Source organism: Collinsella sp. CM84Y_54, from assembly GCF_036317945.1.
In the GTDB taxonomy this organism is placed as follows: Bacteria; Actinomycetota; Coriobacteriia; order Coriobacteriales; family Coriobacteriaceae; genus Collinsella.
Window position 1 is genome coordinate 52337 of the sequence record NZ_JAWQCX010000002.1, and the last position, 15799, is coordinate 68135.

The 15799-nt window shown below is 63.9% G+C and carries 12 protein-coding genes; 4 read left to right on the forward strand and 8 right to left on the reverse strand.

Going from position 1 to position 15799, the window contains the following annotated elements; all coding sequences use genetic code 11:
- Positions 1 to 18: 18 nt before the first annotated feature.
- From V2391_RS03370 to V2391_RS03400, 7 genes are all read right to left on the reverse strand, one after another.
- Complete coding sequence (locus tag V2391_RS03370; protein WP_329738264.1) at positions 19 to 927, reverse strand: CPBP family intramembrane glutamic endopeptidase; 909 nt, start codon at positions 925 to 927, stop codon at positions 19 to 21.
- 83 nt (positions 928 to 1010) lie between these two features.
- A complete protein-coding gene (locus V2391_RS03375; protein ID WP_329738265.1) occupies positions 1011 to 1211 on the reverse strand; it encodes a type II toxin-antitoxin system RelB/DinJ family antitoxin in 201 nt (66 codons plus the stop codon).
- A gap of 215 nt (positions 1212 to 1426) precedes the next feature.
- A complete protein-coding gene (locus V2391_RS03380; protein ID WP_329738266.1) occupies positions 1427 to 2803 on the reverse strand; it encodes an ATP-binding cassette domain-containing protein in 1377 nt (458 codons plus the stop codon).
- A 3-nt stretch (positions 2804 to 2806) separates the two neighbouring features.
- Positions 2807 to 3850: an ABC transporter substrate-binding protein gene (locus V2391_RS03385; protein WP_329738267.1), complete on the reverse strand. Its 1044-nt coding sequence runs from the start codon at positions 3848 to 3850 to the stop codon at positions 2807 to 2809.
- A gap of 2 nt (positions 3851 to 3852) precedes the next feature.
- Positions 3853 to 5664 carry a [FeFe] hydrogenase, group A gene (locus V2391_RS03390; RefSeq protein ID WP_329738268.1) on the reverse strand — a complete coding sequence of 604 codons (1812 nt, stop codon included), beginning with the start codon at positions 5662 to 5664 and terminating at the stop codon, positions 3853 to 3855.
- Entirely contained in the window at positions 5658 to 7490 is a 1833-nt protein-coding gene (locus V2391_RS03395) for an NAD(P)-binding protein (RefSeq protein ID WP_329738269.1), read from the reverse strand. Before V2391_RS03395 ends, V2391_RS03390 begins: the two co-directional genes overlap by 7 nt.
- Positions 7491 to 7912: 422 nt before the next feature.
- Positions 7913 to 10156 carry a DEAD/DEAH box helicase gene (locus V2391_RS03400; RefSeq protein WP_329738270.1) on the reverse strand — a complete coding sequence of 748 codons (2244 nt, stop codon included), beginning with the start codon at positions 10154 to 10156 and terminating at the stop codon, positions 7913 to 7915.
- 480 nt (positions 10157 to 10636) lie between these two features.
- On the opposite strand from V2391_RS03400, the gene V2391_RS03405 reads away from it, so the two are divergent.
- The 4 genes from V2391_RS03405 (at position 10637) to V2391_RS03420 (ending at position 14289) form a co-directional block, all read left to right on the forward strand.
- Complete coding sequence (locus V2391_RS03405; protein WP_329738271.1) at positions 10637 to 12979, forward strand: heavy metal translocating P-type ATPase; 2343 nt, start codon at positions 10637 to 10639, stop codon at positions 12977 to 12979.
- Positions 12980 to 13126: 147 nt separating this feature from the next.
- Entirely contained in the window at positions 13127 to 13348 is a 222-nt protein-coding gene (locus tag V2391_RS03410) for a heavy-metal-associated domain-containing protein (protein ID WP_055310331.1), read from the forward strand.
- 51 nt (positions 13349 to 13399) lie between these two features.
- Complete coding sequence (locus tag V2391_RS03415; RefSeq protein ID WP_229066831.1) at positions 13400 to 13669, forward strand: metal-sensing transcriptional repressor; 270 nt, start codon at positions 13400 to 13402, stop codon at positions 13667 to 13669.
- A 146-nt stretch (positions 13670 to 13815) separates the two neighbouring features.
- On the forward strand, positions 13816 to 14289 hold the full coding sequence (locus tag V2391_RS03420) for a hypothetical protein (RefSeq protein ID WP_329738272.1): 474 nt from the start codon (positions 13816 to 13818) through the stop codon (positions 14287 to 14289).
- A gap of 107 nt (positions 14290 to 14396) precedes the next feature.
- Here V2391_RS03420 and V2391_RS03425 read toward each other — a convergent pair whose 3' ends face one another.
- A complete protein-coding gene (locus V2391_RS03425; RefSeq protein WP_329738273.1) occupies positions 14397 to 15794 on the reverse strand; it encodes an amidohydrolase family protein in 1398 nt (465 codons plus the stop codon).
- Between the last annotated feature and the right edge of the window lie 5 nt (positions 15795 to 15799).

The following is a 15799-nucleotide window of genomic DNA, read 5'->3' on the forward strand; positions in this document are numbered from 1 at the left end:
GTGTTTTCCTTAGGGGAATCACGCTTGCTGGTAGGGATGATCCGTCTGGCACGTCAGTTTGAGCGACCGCATCGCCTCTACCAGCACAAAGCCGGCGATGGCAACCGTGATCACTACGTCGAGCGGCGTGTTCACAAACCACAGCAGGCCCATGAGGTACGACCCGGCATTAAAGGCAAAGTGCAGCAGGATCGTGTAGCGGAGCTTTCCGGTCGTCACGAGCACCCAACCAAAGATGAGGCCGGCGGCACCCGCGTAGCAACCCTGCACCCAATTCATGTGCATAAAACCGAAGATTGCCGCCTGCAGCACAATCGCCGCGGCGATACCCCACGTACTTGGGGCCGCCCAGGGCACCATGGCGCCGTTTTGCGCGCTCGCACGACGCGGGCGCTTCCAAAGTGGGCGACACTGCGGATTAAACGCTCGGAGCGAAAACTCAAAAATAATGCCGCGCACCAGCAGCTCTTCACAAAATGGGGCGCCGAGCACCGTAGTCAGGACGGCGAGATAGCTGGTGTCGCCCATACCTGTTTCCTCGATAAGCTCGCTGTAGTCGGCCGCGGCGTCGGGCAACAGCGACAGCACGGCGTCGGTCACGTAGCCAACGACCACCTGCAGGGCAAGGCCAATCACGACAACGCAAGCGATGCGCTTCCATGCAGCACTTGCTCCCCCGCCGAGCGGACGTTCACCTTGCCGGCGCGCCATGAAGGAGCGGGGCCACAGATAACGCCACCACAGCAGCGCCATCAAAAACGACGCCGTCTGAGCGGCAGCCTGGAACCATTGGATATCGAGATTGTCGATCGGATAGCCCGTCAGCACCGATACGGCATCGAGAACCGAAAACAGAACCACGCTCAGGGCTATATCGGCAGCGACAACGCCAAAACATGCAAGCACCCACGCCATCGCATTGAGCATGCCAACCTCCTCAAAACCGTTCCCTAGTTCTACCACAACTCGGCAGAGAGCTGATCCCATGGGGACGGAGGAAAACGGATCACTTATTGATGAGAATCGGGCACAGTGCCAAAGGCCCCGCTGGGCGAAATGTCGAACGGAAAGGTGCCGCAGCGATTGAAGGCGGCGATGAACATGCGGATGGCGTTGGACGGCGTGGTGCCTACGAGCTGGGTTGCCGCCGCGAAGGCCGCCTTTTCCTCAGGCAAGACCTTCGCTACAACCGGGGTCATGTGTTCTGCCATGGCGCTTCCTTTTTGAAACGACGGTGGTGCGGATAGATGCGGGCCACGCGGCTGGGCGACGGGCTGTGAAGGCAACCCGATTGGCCCGCATCTGGAGTTTGTTTCTACGGCGTTGGTATTACTTGGTATTCCTAAGTATTACCCCGCAGATAGAATAGCACACCTGATCCCTTGGGGACGGAGGAAAACGGATCATTTTGTTGCTGAATAAGTATTTAGAGTGTGATGATGTCCGAGATATTGAGGGCCCGAGCGTCGACGGCATCGTGCGTGGCAAGCAACAGCATGCGACCGTCGAGCAAGTCGAGCACGACTTCGGCGCATGCGTCGCGCGCAGCGGTATCTAGACCGGTAAAGGGCTCGTCCAGAATCACCGCGTCGCCTGGGCACAGCAGGGCTCGGGCAATCTCGACGCGACGGCGCTGCCCGCCCGAGAGCTCGGCCACACGAGCATGTACATCGACCCCCGGCACCAGCAGGCGCAACAGGGCTGCGGCACTCGAGGCGTCCACGCGCGCGTTGGCGCACACCAGCGCGTTATCCAGAGCAGAAGCGTCCTCTACCAGGCGCACATCCTGAAACACCATCGAGCACGGTGCGCACTCCCCCGCCGCTAGCGCGAGCAACGTCGACTTGCCCACCCCCGAGGCGCCCATCACGCAGGTACGCCCGCCGGTGGGCACACGAAGCACCAGACCGTCCAGCGCCGGCGCCCAGGGCGCGCGATCGCCCACGGCAAGCGCAAGCTCCGCCGAAGCGCCATCGCTCGCGGCCCCCGCACGCCCGCGCAGTCCATGTCCATGCGTCCGCACGGCAACACGCCATGCCACGGAACCCGAAGCCCGCAGCAGCCACATCAGCACGCGCTCGCATGCCCACGATGCCGCCACGACCAACACGGTCCACGCCAGCAGGTCAGCCGTCTCAATGAGCAGCTTCGCCTGATAGATGCGCTCGCCCACGGTACCAGCCGCCATGCCAATCAACTCCGCCGCCACGCCGGCCTTCCAGCTCATGCCGATCACGGCGCGGGCGCACGAAAGCACAAACGGCAGGACTTCGCGCCAGGTATGGGCGAAGAACAGTCGCCAACCCCGCACACCATGCAGACGAAACATCTGCTCCAGCGGCTTATCCACTTGTGCCAAACCCTCGACCAGCGAAAAATACACGCCCGGCAGTGCCATCAAAAAGACCGCTGCAATGCTCACGCGCGCCGACCCCAGCCAAATGAGCAGCAGAACCACCACGCAGGCAACCGGCGTCGCCTTTACAAACGAAAGCGCCGGCGCCACCAGACGGGCAAACGTCCGCGACCGCACCGAGACTCCCGCCAGCACGCCGCCGCACACCGCGGCAAGTGCCAGCCCGCCCAAAATTCGCAAACCCGAGCCCACCAGAATCGTCCATGTGCTGGCATCGCACACCAGCCGCAGCAACGCCACCACAACAGCACCCGGACCCGGCAAAATCAGCGGCTGTGCCACCAGCGCCGCCGCGAAGACCCACACGGCAAGCCAAAAGGCGGCAACGGCACCTGCTGCCGCCACCGCCTTCATACGCTCTATCATTTGTCGAGCAAACGCACGCACGGGCTACTCCATGTAGTAGAAATCGTTAGCCGGGAGCTTGCCGCCCACGGCGCTCGGGTCCGCATCGGCCAGCACCTGCAGGTACCCACCGAGCGCGGCCTTCATATCCTTCCCCGTCTGGCACACGAGCATGCACCCGGGAATCGCCTTTTCGGCAATCGTGGCGTTATCCACGATGCCTGCATCGGCCACGGCCTGAGCCCAGTCCGCCGGCGCCGCATTGACGGCCTTCACGCTCGCCTCATGGCAGCGCAAGAATTCCGCCACGGCCTCGGGATGCTCCTCGGCAAAGGCACGGCGCACCACGGTCACACCCGTCAGCAGGCGCGAGCCCGTGTCTCCTGCCAGCTCATCCCACACATCGGTCAGACTTACCGGTGCCGACAGCTTGCCCTCGCTCTTGGCGATGGCAGCGGTCTTGAACGGCTCCGGCAGCACGCCCACGGCGGACGGGTCGGCAAGCAGAGCCGACAGCACCTCGGTGGGCTCGCTCTTAAACTCGAGCGCCACCTGGTCGGTCAGGCCCGCGCGCTCCAGCAGGTAGTTCATGACGTACTCCGGCGTGGTGCCCTTGCCCGTCATATAGACGGTATGGCCCGCCAAATCGCCAAACGAGGCCACACTCGCGTCGCCCGTCACCACGTTCAGCACGCCCAGCGTGTTGATGTCGATGACCTGCACCGCGCCTTCGGTCTTGTTGTAGAGAACGCTCGCCACGTTGGCGGGCACCAGGGCAATGTCGACATCTCCCTGAATGACCTTGGGCACGATCTCGTCGGCGGCAGTGTTGATCGCAAAGTAGAACTCGTTATCCGTGGCGCCCTCGTCCGCCTGGTCCATAAACTGCACCAGGCCAATCGACGTCGGACCCTTGAGCGACGCGACGTGTACCTCAACCGGCTCGGCAGCGGCACCGTCAGCGGCAGACCCGGCAGTCGAGCCCGCAGCAGACCCACCGCCGCAGCCAGCCAGCGCAAGCGACAACGCACCCGCGGCAAGCGCCGAGGCAAATCCTCGGCGCGACAGCTCAACATTAAACGCGCGCATCGTTAGCACGCCCCCTCGTTGGGCATCGACCAGGCGTGATGGTCGGTATGCAGCAGCTCCTCGGCCAGCGGCGAGAGCGGCGCGCCCAAAAACTCGCTGTAGCACGCCTGAACATCGGGATTCTCGTGCGAGAAGCGAATGTCCGCCTTCGCATCGAGGCCCCAGAGCACCTGGCCACGCTCGGCTGCCAGCTCGCAGCCGTCGTGGATGGGCTGACCGCCGCCACCGACACAGCCGCCCGGGCATGCCATAACCTCGACGAAGTCATAACTCGCACGGCCGTCGCGAATCGCGTCGAGCAGGCGGGCGGCGTTGCCCAGCCCGTGCGCCACGGCAACGCGCACCTTGGTGCCATCAATATCGGCGACGGCTTCCTTCCAGCCATCCAGGCCACGCACGTCGGTAAAGAAATCCGCATCGGGGTTCTTGCCCGTCACCAGGTAATATGCCGAGCGCACGGCGGCCTCCATCACGCCGCCCGTGGCGCCAAAGATCACACCCGCGCCCGTGCCAAAGCCCAGCGGCGTATCGAGCGGCTCCTCAACCAGCGTATCCACGCTCACGTGGCTCGCGCGGATCATGCGCACCATCTCGCGCACCGTCAGTGCAACGTCTACGTCGGGCGTGCCGTCCTCGCCCACCATGCTCGGCAGCGCGCACTCGGCCTTCTTGGCCGTGCACGGCATCACGGACACCACGAACAGGCGCTCGGGCTCCACGCCCAGTACCTTGGCGTAGTAAGTCTTGGCGATGGCGCCGAACATCTGCTGCGGCGACTTTGACGTGGACAGGCTGTCGACAAACTCGGGGTAACGTGCCTTCACAAAGCGCACCCAGCCCGGGCAGCAGCTCGTGAACATGGGCCAGCCGTGGCTGTCGCCCTCGCCCTTGACGGCCTTCCCCAGGCGCTCGAGCAGTTCGGAGCCCTCCTCCATAATGGTGAGGTCGGCCGAGAAATCGGTGTCGAACACGTACTCAAAGCCAACGCGGCGCAGCGCGCAAGCCAGGCGCTCAACGGTGGCCTCCTCGCGCGGGATGCCGAGTTCCTCGCCCCAGGCGCTACGCACGGCAGGTGCGATCTGCACCAGCACAATCTTGTCGGGATTAGCGAGCGCGTCAAACACGGTCTCGGTGTCGTCGCGCTCGCGCAGTGCGCCCGTCGGGCAATGCGTTATGCACTGGCCGCACGCGACGCAATCGGTCTTGCCGATCGGCGCGCGCCCGCGGGTACCCACGGCGGTATGCGTGGCGCGGTTGGTCAGGTCCCAAATCCCTAGCCCCTGCACGCTCTCGCACACCTTGATACAGCGCATGCATTTAATGCACTTGTCGTTTTCGCGGATGATGGGAAAATCGAAATCCCAGCCCTCGCCCGCCAAATGCCTTTGATACGGCAGATAAAAAATACCCAGGTCGTTGGCGATGGTCTGTAGGTTGCAGTTGCCGCTGCGCACGCAGCTCGTGCACTGCGAATCGTGCTGGGACAGCAGCAGCTGCACGTTGGTGCGACGGGCCTCGCGAGCCTTGGGGCTGTTGGTGTGAACCACCATGCCGTCGAGCACGTAGTTGTTGCAGGCGGCAACCAGCTGATCGCAGCCCTCGACTTCGACCACGCACACGCGGCAGCCGCCGATCTCGTTTAGATCGCGCAGGTAGCACAGGGTGGGAATCTGGATACCGACGGACTTGGCCGCATCCAGGATCGTGGTGTGCTCGGGCACCACGACTTCGCAGTTATCGATAATGAGCCTGACCATGTTGTGCGCTCCGTTTTCGCTGTTATCGCCGACGGTGGTTTTGTTGGGCTCTACCATTCCAAGTTCCTCCCTCCACGGAACGCACCAAAGCCAAAGTGGTCGCAACGCAAGCAGCGACTCGCCTCTTGGCGTGCCTCTTCCTCGGTAAGGCCCTGTTCGACCAGATTCCAGTCGTGGATGCGTTCGCCGGCCTCGCGCTCGCCCAGCTCGCAGCGGCCGCACTCGTGTTTGCCCTTAAACTGAACGGTCGGCAGCTCCACGTCGAGCTTAATCTTGTGGTCGAAGCCCAGGTAGTGATCGATGTTTGCCGAAGCCACGCGGCCGGCATTGATGGCGCGGATGACGGTAGCGGGGCCGGTCTGGCAGTCGCCGCCGCTAAAGAGGCCATCGAAGTTGGGCACGGCGCCATCCGAATCGGTGACGACGCAGCCCCACTTGCAGGCAATGCCCATCTCCTCAAACGGCTTGGAATCGATGTCCTGGCCAATGGCGACGAACACGCGCTCGCAGGGGATGACGTGCTCGGGCGTGGCGGCGGCACGCGGAGCCGGACGACCGCGGCGGGGCTCGCCGATAATCTGCGGCTGCACGCGCAGACCGTTCACGCGACCGTCCTCGCCCGTCTCGATGGCGAGCGGGGCTGTCAGCTCCAGCACTTCGCAGCCCTCGGCCTGGGCACCGGCGATCTCGGCATCCTGGGCCGTCATATCGCAGATGCGACGGCGGTAGACGATGCTTACCTTTTCGGCACCGCAGCGCACGGCAGAGCGTGCCACGTCCATGGCAACGTTGCCGCCGCCGATGACGCACACGCGCTGGCCGCTTAGGTCGGGCAGCTCGTCATCACCGATGGCACGCAGCATCTTGACGGCCGACTCAACGCCGGGCGCCTCTTCGCCCGGAAGGCCGAGCTTCTTGTCGCTGTGGGCACCGATGGCTAGGTAGACGGCATCGAACTCGTCGCGTAGACGGGCGAGCTCCTCGCCGTTCACGGAGTGGTCGAGTTCCACATCGATGCCGGCGCTCATGATCCAGTCGATCTCGGCCTGCAGGCGCTCGCGTGGCAGACGATAGCTGGGGATTCCGTAGCGCAGCATGCCACCCAGGTGGTGGCGCTGCTCAAAAATGGTCACCTTGTGGCCCATCACGGCCAGGTAGTAGGCGCAAGAAAGACCGGCCGGGCCGCCGCCGATCACGGCGACGCGCTTACCAGTGTTGTCCACTACATGTGGCTTGTGGTCGTTGAGGTCGCTATGCTCAACGGCAAACCGCTTGAGGGCAAGGATGTTCATGGGGTCGTCGACCATGCCACGGCGACAGTGCATCTCGCAGGGATGCTCGCACACCAGGCCGCAGACGAGCGGAAGCGGATTGTTCTTGCGGATGACCTTGACGGCATCGGCATAGCGGCCGGCCTCAACGAGCGAAATGTACCCGGGAATGTCGACGTGCGCCGGGCAGCCTGAGACGCACGGGACACGGGCCTCGCGGTCAAAGCCGCAGGAGTGCTCACGAATGTGGTGCTCAAAGTCGTCGCGGAAGCCGCGAATGGCCGTGAGCGCCATGGCGCCGGCCTCGTAGCCGATGGCGCAGTCGCTCGAAAGGTAGATGGTGCGGGCCGTGCGCTCAATAAGGTTGAGCGTGGACTCATCGGCGCGCCCTTCGAGCACATCGGCGAGCAGGTCGCTCAGCGCGCTCAGGCCCACGCGGCAGGGCGTGCACTTGCCGCAGCTCTGGGTGGAGCACAGGTTGACGAGCGCTGCCGTAAACTCAACGGGACACGGAGCGAGCGAACTCACCGCCAGACGACGTCCGAGCGCATCGTGCAGGTCGTCCATGACGGCCTGAGCGTGGCTGCGTTCCATTACATGCAGTCGAGCCATAAGATCCCCTCTCACATGGCAGCCCGGAGGCGAGGCCGGGCGAAATTGCTACACGCAACACACTGACCTATAAAGTTGTTTGGCAGCAACACGGTTCGGCAGGCGGTATGAAACGTCGTCCTCAGCGGTGAAATAAAACATTACCGCAGATAAATGCCATATTTGATAAAACGCGTTACCCACAATGCGGCACTTGGGGACACTCCTCACTCTGGTGCATCGTGGACAGGTTTGTTTGCACCAATCGTGAGTTGCGGTGAAATAGGGACTGAAAAGCCGCTCAAAAGGCCAAAACAGTCCGTATTCCACCGCAACTTCAAGACGTTGGTGCAGATTAACCTGACCTCTTTGCACCAAAAAGGGCCCCGAGCGTAGTTGCTCGGGGCCCTTAGTTCGCCTCGCTCTAGCGTGCGACGCGTATGTTACTTGCGCTTGCCGCCGCCGTCACCGGGGCGACGGGAGCTGCCGCCGCGCTTGCCGCCACGGCCGTTGCCATAGCTGCCACGGTTATCGCGGCCGCCGGCGCGGCCGCCACGGGAGCCGGCCTGGTTGCCGCCGCGACCACCACGGTAGCCGCCGCGACGCTCTTCGCGGGTATCGTCGTAGTTGCGCCAATCATCGCGGCGATCGCGGCTGGCACGCGGATCACGACGATCGCGCGATTCACCAGAACGCCCGGCGCCGCTGCGGGTGCCATTAGCGCGAGCGCCCTCGCGACGCTCGCCACCGCGGCCACCGCGCTCTTCAAAGCGCTTGCCGCCACGGGACTCACCGCTGCGGGCGCCACGCTCACCGCGACCCTCGCCGCCACGGCGCTCATCGCGCCCGCCGCGCTCGCTATCGCGACCGGAGCGACGACGGTCACCCGAGCCGCGCTTGCCGCCGCGCGAGCCACGGCCCTCGTCTTCGCGCTCAACACGACGACGACCGCCGCGGTCCTCGTCCTCGCGGCGACGGCGATGTGCCTCGCCCTGGAACTGCTTGGCACGACGCTCGGCACGGTTGCCGCGCGGGCCCTGCTCAACAGCACCGGCACGCTCCTCGGCAGCCACCTCGCGGGCCACGCTCTCCACAGCCTCGTCCACGCGAGCCTGAACGCCCTCGCGCACGCGGGTCTTGCCGCCGCGCTTGGGACGGCTCGGACGCTCGCCGTCGCCGCGACGCTCGTCGCGACCGTGGTTGGAGCGACCGGCCACATCGCCATAGTCATCGCCGTTGCGCTTGCCGTCGCGACGTGCCTGCTCAAGCTTCTTCTTGCTCTTGGACTTGCCGCGCTTGGTCTTCTTCTTCACCTTAAAGGCCGCAGGATCGCGCTCGGGGTCAACCGCAGGCGGGTTGGGACCCACGTGCAGGTCGCCGGCCTCGTAGATGTCGGCGGTCTTGTCCATGAGCTTCTCGATCTCGTAGAACTCATCCACGTCCTGCTCGGTCACAAACGTGATGGCCCAGCCCAGCTCGCCAGCGCGGCCCGTACGGCCAATACGGTGGATGTAGTCAGTCGGCTCGGCCGGCACGTCAAAGTTCACGACGTAGCGCACGTCGCTGATGTCGATGCCGCGGGCAAGCACGTCGGTTGCCACCAGTACGTCGACGGTGCCGTCGCGGAAGGCCGAAAGGGCATGCTCGCGCTGGGCCTGGCTGCGGTTGCCGTGAATCGCGGCGGCCTTGATGCCCTTGCGCTCCAGACGACGGCAGCAGCTGTCGGCACGGTGCTTGGTGCGCATAAAGACGATAGTGCGCTCCGGGCCTTCCTTTTTGAGGAACTCGGGCAACAGGTTGTTCTTGGCCTCGATGGACACCGGGAACACAAACTGGTCGACGGTGTCGGCGGTCGACGTGGCGGGCGCGATCTCCACGCGGGCCGGGTCGCTCACCAGGTCGGTGATCTCACCCACGGCCTCCTCGTCGAGGGTCGCCGAGAACAGCAGCGTCTGACGCTCGGCCGGTGTCTCGCGCACAATGCGGCGAACAGCGGGCAAAAAGCCCATGTCGAGCATGCGGTCGGCCTCGTCGAGCACCAGGACCTTAACCTCGTCCAGGTGGCAGGCACCCTGCTCGATCAGATCGACCAGACGGCCCGGCGTTGCGACCAAGATGTCGCAGCCGTACTTGAGGGCAGCGGTCTGCGGCTTGTAGCTCACGCCGCCCACGACGGTCACGGCGACATGGCCGGTGACGTCGGCGATCTTGCTCGCGACCTCGTCGATTTGCTGGGCAAGCTCGCGCGTAGGGGTGATGACGAGCATCACGGGACCACGGCCGTTGCCCTCGGGCTTCTTGGCACCGCGACGGCGGTTGCGGCCGCCGCGCTCGCGCACGGGTTTGGGAGGAGCGATGTGCTCCAGATTGTTCATGGTCGGCAGCAAAAAGGCGGCCGTCTTGCCGGTGCCGGTCTGAGCGGCGGCAAGCAAGTCGCGGCCCTCGAGCACCACGGGGATCGAACCGGCCTGCACGGGCGTCGGCGCCGTGTAGCCCAGGTTCTCGATGGCACGGAGCATCTCGTCGGAAAGGCCCAGCTCGTCAAAGGCGGGCAGACTCTCGGTAGCGGACTCGACGGCCTGGGCAGCATTGGCCTCATCGGCGGCATCGAAGGCAGCCTGGGTCATGGCCTCGCGGGCCTCGTCCAGAATCTCGGCGTCGGTGACGTCGGATACAGAATTACGCATATGTTGTTGTTCCTTATCTGCACGCGCAATGGGCACGGCATACGGCCGCGCGGGCGTGCTTGGTAGTGCGCTAATACATACAAAAACGGGTGCGCACAGAGAGGACGTTGCTCAGCACGCTGGCGATCGCTTTGGCAGCCTTATCACGCGCCGTCCAGACGCAGCAGCTCTAAGCGATGGAGCAGATTCGCCGCCGGTTAGTATACCCGTACTCCGTATGCCCCCACGTAAACCACAGATGACGAGGCGGACGAGGCGAGTCTGGGCCAATTGTCTCAATCTGTAACAGTTAGAGATCATTTTCCCTGCTAGATGTTACAGATTGAGATGGTTGGTTGGGACGGTCCATCGGCCAACCATCCATCCTCATCTGTAACGAAATCTCATATATTATTTCTGTACTACACACCCCCAGGGGGTATGGGTGTATAGTATCGGCAGGTTAACAATTCCAACACCGAATCACGGAAAGGAGAAGCCATGGCTCAAGATAAGTTCGACGTGGGCGGCATGACATGCGCCGCCTGCCAGGCGCACGTGGACCGTGCTGTGAGCAAGCTCGACGGCGTCGAGAACGTCGCGGTCAACCTACTCGCCGGTTCCATGATGGTCGACTACGACCCCGCGCAGGTCTCCCCCGACGATATCTGCACCGCCGTCGACCGCGCGGGCTACTCGGCCTCACCCGTCGATGCGGGCACCGGTGCCGCCGGCTCAAACGGCAGCACGCAAGCCAGGTCCGGCGCCGCCCACATGGAGTCGCCCACCAAAAAATTGGAGGCCGCCGCCTCTGCCATGCGCACCCGCCTCATCGTCTCGATCGCATTCCTTATCCCACTGTTCTACATAGGCATGGGGCACATGCTCGGCTGGCCGCTGCCCGGCATCTTCACCGACCATACCCACAGCATGACGCTCGCCCTCACCGAGCTCGTCCTGCTCATCCCCATCGTCTATGTCAACGACGCGTACTTTATCAACGGGTTTAAATCGCTCGCGCACGGCGCGCCCACCATGGACGCCCTTATTGCCGTGGGCGCCACCGCTTCCATCGCCTGGTCGCTCTACGCCATGTTCATCATGGCCGACCAATTAGCCGCGGGTCAGGTCCACGAGGCAATGATGACGAGCATGGACAACCTCTATTTTGAGAGCGCCGGCACGATTCTGTCGCTCGTCACCGTGGGCAAATACCTCGAGACGCGCAGCAAGTCCAAAACCGGCGGCGCCATCGAGGCGCTGATCGACCTGGCGCCCAAGACCGCGACCGTCGTGGCAGAGGACGGCAGCGAGACCACCGTCGACGTCGACAGCATCCTTCCCGGTCAGGTCTTGCGCGTGCGCCCCGGCGAGTCCATCCCCGTCGATGGCGTGGTGCTCGAGGGCAGCTCGGCCGTGGACGAGAGCGCGCTCACCGGCGAGTCCATCCCCGTGGAAAAGACCGCCGGCGACACCGTCAACGCCGCCACGGTCAACCGCACCGGCTCGTTTACCTTCCGTGCCACACGCGTGGGCGCCGACACGTCGCTCGCCAAGATCATCCAGCTCGTCGAGGACGCCAATGCCACCAAGGCGCCCATCGCCCGCATGGCCGACAAGGTCGCCGGCGTGTTCGTGCCCGTGGTGTTTACGATCTCGGCCGTGACCTTTGTGGCGTGGATGGCGCTGACCGGCAGCGTGAACGAGGCACTCACTTCTGCCGTGGCCGTGCTGGTGATCAGCTGTCCGTGCGCGCTCGGCCTGGCCACGCCCGTCGCCATTATGGTCGGCACCGGCAAGGGCGCCGAGATGGGCATTCTGTTTAAGAGCGCCGAGGCACTGGAGAACCTGCGCAGCGTGGGCACCGTGGTGCTCGATAAGACGGGCACGGTCACCCGCGGCAAGCCTGCCGTGACCGATATCGTAGTAGCCACGCGCACTGACGGCTCGCCCGCCATGAGCGAAAAGGCGCTGCTCAAGCTGGCCGCCGCGTTGGAGCGCTCAAGCGAGCACCCGCTGGCCGAGGCGATTATGGCCGAGTGCGAGGCACGCGGAATAGTCGCGCGCATGGTCGAGGACTTTGCCGCCGTGCCCGGTCGCGGCGTTACGGCACGCGAGGGGCAAAACGCCATTGCCGCCGGCAACGTGCGCCTGATGGACGAGCTAGGCGTTACCGTGCCCGCGGGTCTTGCCGAGCAATTTGCCGCCGAAGGCAAGACGCCGCTGTTCTTTGCCAAGAACGGCGAGCTCGTCGGTACCATCGCCGTGGCTGACGAGGTCAAAGAGACGAGCGCCGAGGCCATCGTCGCGCTCCGCAAGCTCGGCGTCGACGTGCGCATGCTCACCGGCGACAACCGCGTGACGGCCGAGGCAATCGCCCGCCGCGTGGGACTGAGCAGTAAGCAGGTCATCGCCGACGTCCTCCCCGCCGACAAGGAGCGCCACGTGCGCGAGTTGCAGGATGCGGGCAGCAAGGTCGCCATGGTGGGAGACGGCATCAACGACTCCCCCGCCCTGGCGCGCGCCGACGTGGGCCTTGCGATCGGCACCGGCGCCGACATCGCCAAGGAAGGGGCGGATGTGGTGCTCATGCGCAGCGACCTCATGGATGTTGCGCGAGCCATCGAGCTTTCGCGCGCCACGATTCGCAACATCAAGCAAGACCTGTTCTGGGCGCTGTTCTACAACGGCATCGGCATTCCGCTCGCCGCGGGCGTGTTCTTCCCCCTCACCGGTTGGCAACTCTCGCCGATGTTTGGCGCCGCGGCCATGAGCCTGTCGAGCGTCTGCGTCGTAAGCAATGCGCTGCGCCTAAAATCCTTTAAGCCTAAAGTGGCAAAATAGGCTCACCATTAAGTCCATTTATAACGGGTTTTCCAGGTGCCCGAGATTGACCTGAAAGAGGAGCGACGCGTACTTTGGTACGCGAGCGACGACTTGAAGGTCAAGATCGGGTGCCCGGGAAAGCCGACACAACAGAGAGGAATACCCATGCGATACACAATCAAGACTTCCGGCCTTATGTGCGGCCACTGCGACGCCACCGTCGAGACGGCACTGCTCAACGTGGCCGGGGTGACCGACGCCGACGCCGATCACGAGACCCAGACCGTCCAGGTGGAGTGCGCCGACACCGTGACCGCCGAGCAGCTCGCCGCCGCTGTCGAGGCCGCCGGCGAGAAGTTCCACGCCCTGTCCGTGACCGCCGCGTAGCAGCTACCAGAAGCACTCGACCCCATCGACCAGAAACGAGGACCCGCCATGATGGCAGACCACAAATCGGTGACCCGCATGCTCAAGACGGCACGCGGCCAGATCGACGGCATCTTGCGGATGGTCGATGAGGACCGCTATTGCGTCGATATTTCCACGCAGCTCATGGCCACACAGGCGCTCCTCGCGCGCATCAACGCCGACGTGCTCAAGGCGCATATCGAGGGCTGCGTGACTTCGGCAATCGAATCGGGCGACGAAGACCTCAAAGCCGCCAAGCTCGCCGAGATCGAACGCGTCGTCGACAAGCTCTCCAAGTAATTGGGGCATTGGGGACAGACTTCTTTGCACCGTCTTGGTGTTCCGGGGACAGGTATGTTTGCACCACATTGGTGCAGATTAACCTGTCCCCCTTGCTCTAAATCGGGTATAAAGGCGTGCAGCATATCGAACGAAAGGCAATTTGCATGAATGACTTTATGAAAGGACGCAATGGCGCCGACGAGCTCACCATCGTGATGGGTTTTGCCGGCATCGTCATCGCGATGATCGGATCGATAGCCCACATCCAGTGGCTCAGCTGGATCGCCATCGCCGTCATCGTAATTGGCGTGCTGCGCGGCCTGTCCAAAAACATCGATGCACGTCGCAAGGAGAACGAGACCTTTGTCGCCGCGACTGCCAATGTTCCCGGCTTGGGCAAATTCGTCGCCAGCTTGGGCGGCGGGACTGCGGCTTCCAACGCCTCGCGCGCGGCCGGCACCAGCAAGGAAGACTTTGAGCGCGCCAAGCGAACGGCCAAGAAGATGTGGAAGGGCCGCAAGACCACGGCGTACCTCAAGTGCCCCAACTGCGGCCAGATGCTGTCCGTCCCCAAGGGCAAGGGCAAGATCCGCGTCACCTGCCCCAAGTGCCACGCCAAGATGGAAACGCGCTCCTAGCCGCTACACCATAGGGCAAAATAAAAGCCGAGGCCTCGCACTGAGACCTCGGCTTTTTGCATGGGGCGACATCATTCGATAAAGCTGTCGCCCCGTCGCGCCAGCGCCTAAGCTACGCCGTCGCGGGCGAGCTCCTCGGCCAGCGCCTCAGCCGGCATGGCCATAATCGTGTCGAGCTCGTTATCAACCTCGGGGATACGCTTCACCTTGAGCTTGCGCACCAGATCACCGCGGCACATCACGTGCATTGGCTCACGCAGAGCGCACAGGTCATCGAGCGGGTTCTCGCGCGTCACCAGGATATCGGCGACCTTACCGCACTCGATTGTGCCGGTCTCGCCGCCCAGGCCCAGCAGCTCGGCATTGACCTGCGTGGCCGTATGCAGCGCAAACGCATTGCTCACGCCCACGTACTTGGCAAAATAGGCCACCTCGCGCCACATGTCGTACTGGGTCACGAACGGGCAGCTCGAATCCGTGCCCAGGCCTACCTTGATACCGGCTTCCAGCGCCGCACGCGCACTCTCGATAATGCCCGAGCATACGATGTCGCCGTTCTTCTTTTGCGTGTCAGTCGAATGAGTCTTCTCCGGATCGAGCAATACAAACGGCAGTGCGGGGCTGATGGTGCAGGTCACGCTGGGCGCACGCCCCTCAAGCTGTGTACCCGCGGCGCCGCGGTACAGCTCCAGGATCTCGGGCGTCAACGGAGCGCCGTGCTCAATCGTGTCAACGCCGGCCTCAAGCGCGGCCTTCACGCCCTCGGTGCTCTCGATATGGGCCATAACCGGAAGGCCCATATCGTGCGCCGCCTTGCACGCCGCCGCGGCGACATCGACCGGCATGCGCAGCACGCCCGGCTCGCCCACCTCAGTCGCATCGAACACGCCGCCCGTTACGAACAGTTTAATGACATCGGCACCGCGCGCATACAGGTCGCGCACCTGTTCGGCCGCCTCGGCGGGACTGTTAGCCACCTGGGCGAACAAGCCAGCACCATGGCCCCCCGGCACCGTAACGCCCGTTCCCGGCGCCACCAGGCGAGGACCTTGATACTTGCCGGCATCGATAGCATCGCGCACGGCAAGATCCGCAAACAGCGGGTCGCCCGCGCCACGTACCGTTGTCACGCCGCTTGCCAGCTGTTGTTGGGCGCTGCCCTTAAGAATGTGGCGCACGATGGCGCGCCCCACGGGATTATCGAGCTTTTTCATCAGCGCGCCCGCATCGCCCGCCGAAACCGGCTTGCCCGAGCCGCACAGATGCACATGCATATTGATGAGGCCTGGCATGAGATACGCCCCTGCCAGGTCGATGACCTCGGCACCTGCAGGCGCCTGCGCCACAGCACTCGGCCCCATCCATGTGATGACGCCGCGTTCGACGACCACGGCCATGTCGGGCTGCGGCTCCATATGTTCCGAACCATCCAGAACGGTCGCATTGATAAACAACGTGGAACGATCGGCAGACGCCATATCGAGCTCCTCCCTCACGATTAACATGAACA

Excerpts from the sequence above, each read along its gene's own strand:
- V2391_RS03370 (WP_329738264.1), bottom strand. The coding sequence starts at position 927 with ATGCTCAATGCGATGGCGTGGGTGCTTGCATGTTTTGGCGTTGTCGCT.
- V2391_RS03375 (WP_329738265.1), bottom strand. The coding sequence starts at position 1,211 with ATGGCAGAACACATGACCCCGGTTGTAGCGAAGGTCTTGCCTGAGGAA.
- V2391_RS03385 (WP_329738267.1), bottom strand. The coding sequence starts at position 3,850 with ATGCGCGCGTTTAATGTTGAGCTGTCGCGCCGAGGATTTGCCTCGGCG.
- V2391_RS03390 (WP_329738268.1), bottom strand. The coding sequence starts at position 5,664 with ATGGTAGAGCCCAACAAAACCACCGTCGGCGATAACAGCGAAAACGGA.
- V2391_RS03395 (WP_329738269.1), bottom strand. The coding sequence starts at position 7,490 with ATGGCTCGACTGCATGTAATGGAACGCAGCCACGCTCAGGCCGTCATG.
- V2391_RS03400 (WP_329738270.1), bottom strand. The coding sequence starts at position 10,156 with ATGCGTAATTCTGTATCCGACGTCACCGACGCCGAGATTCTGGACGAG.
- V2391_RS03405 (WP_329738271.1), top strand. The coding sequence starts at position 10,637 with ATGGCTCAAGATAAGTTCGACGTGGGCGGCATGACATGCGCCGCCTGC.
- V2391_RS03410 (WP_055310331.1), top strand. The coding sequence starts at position 13,127 with ATGCGATACACAATCAAGACTTCCGGCCTTATGTGCGGCCACTGCGAC.
- V2391_RS03415 (WP_229066831.1), top strand. The coding sequence starts at position 13,400 with ATGGCAGACCACAAATCGGTGACCCGCATGCTCAAGACGGCACGCGGC.
- V2391_RS03420 (WP_329738272.1), top strand. The coding sequence starts at position 13,816 with ATGAATGACTTTATGAAAGGACGCAATGGCGCCGACGAGCTCACCATC.
- V2391_RS03425 (WP_329738273.1), bottom strand. The coding sequence starts at position 15,794 with ATGTTAATCGTGAGGGAGGAGCTCGATATGGCGTCTGCCGATCGTTCC.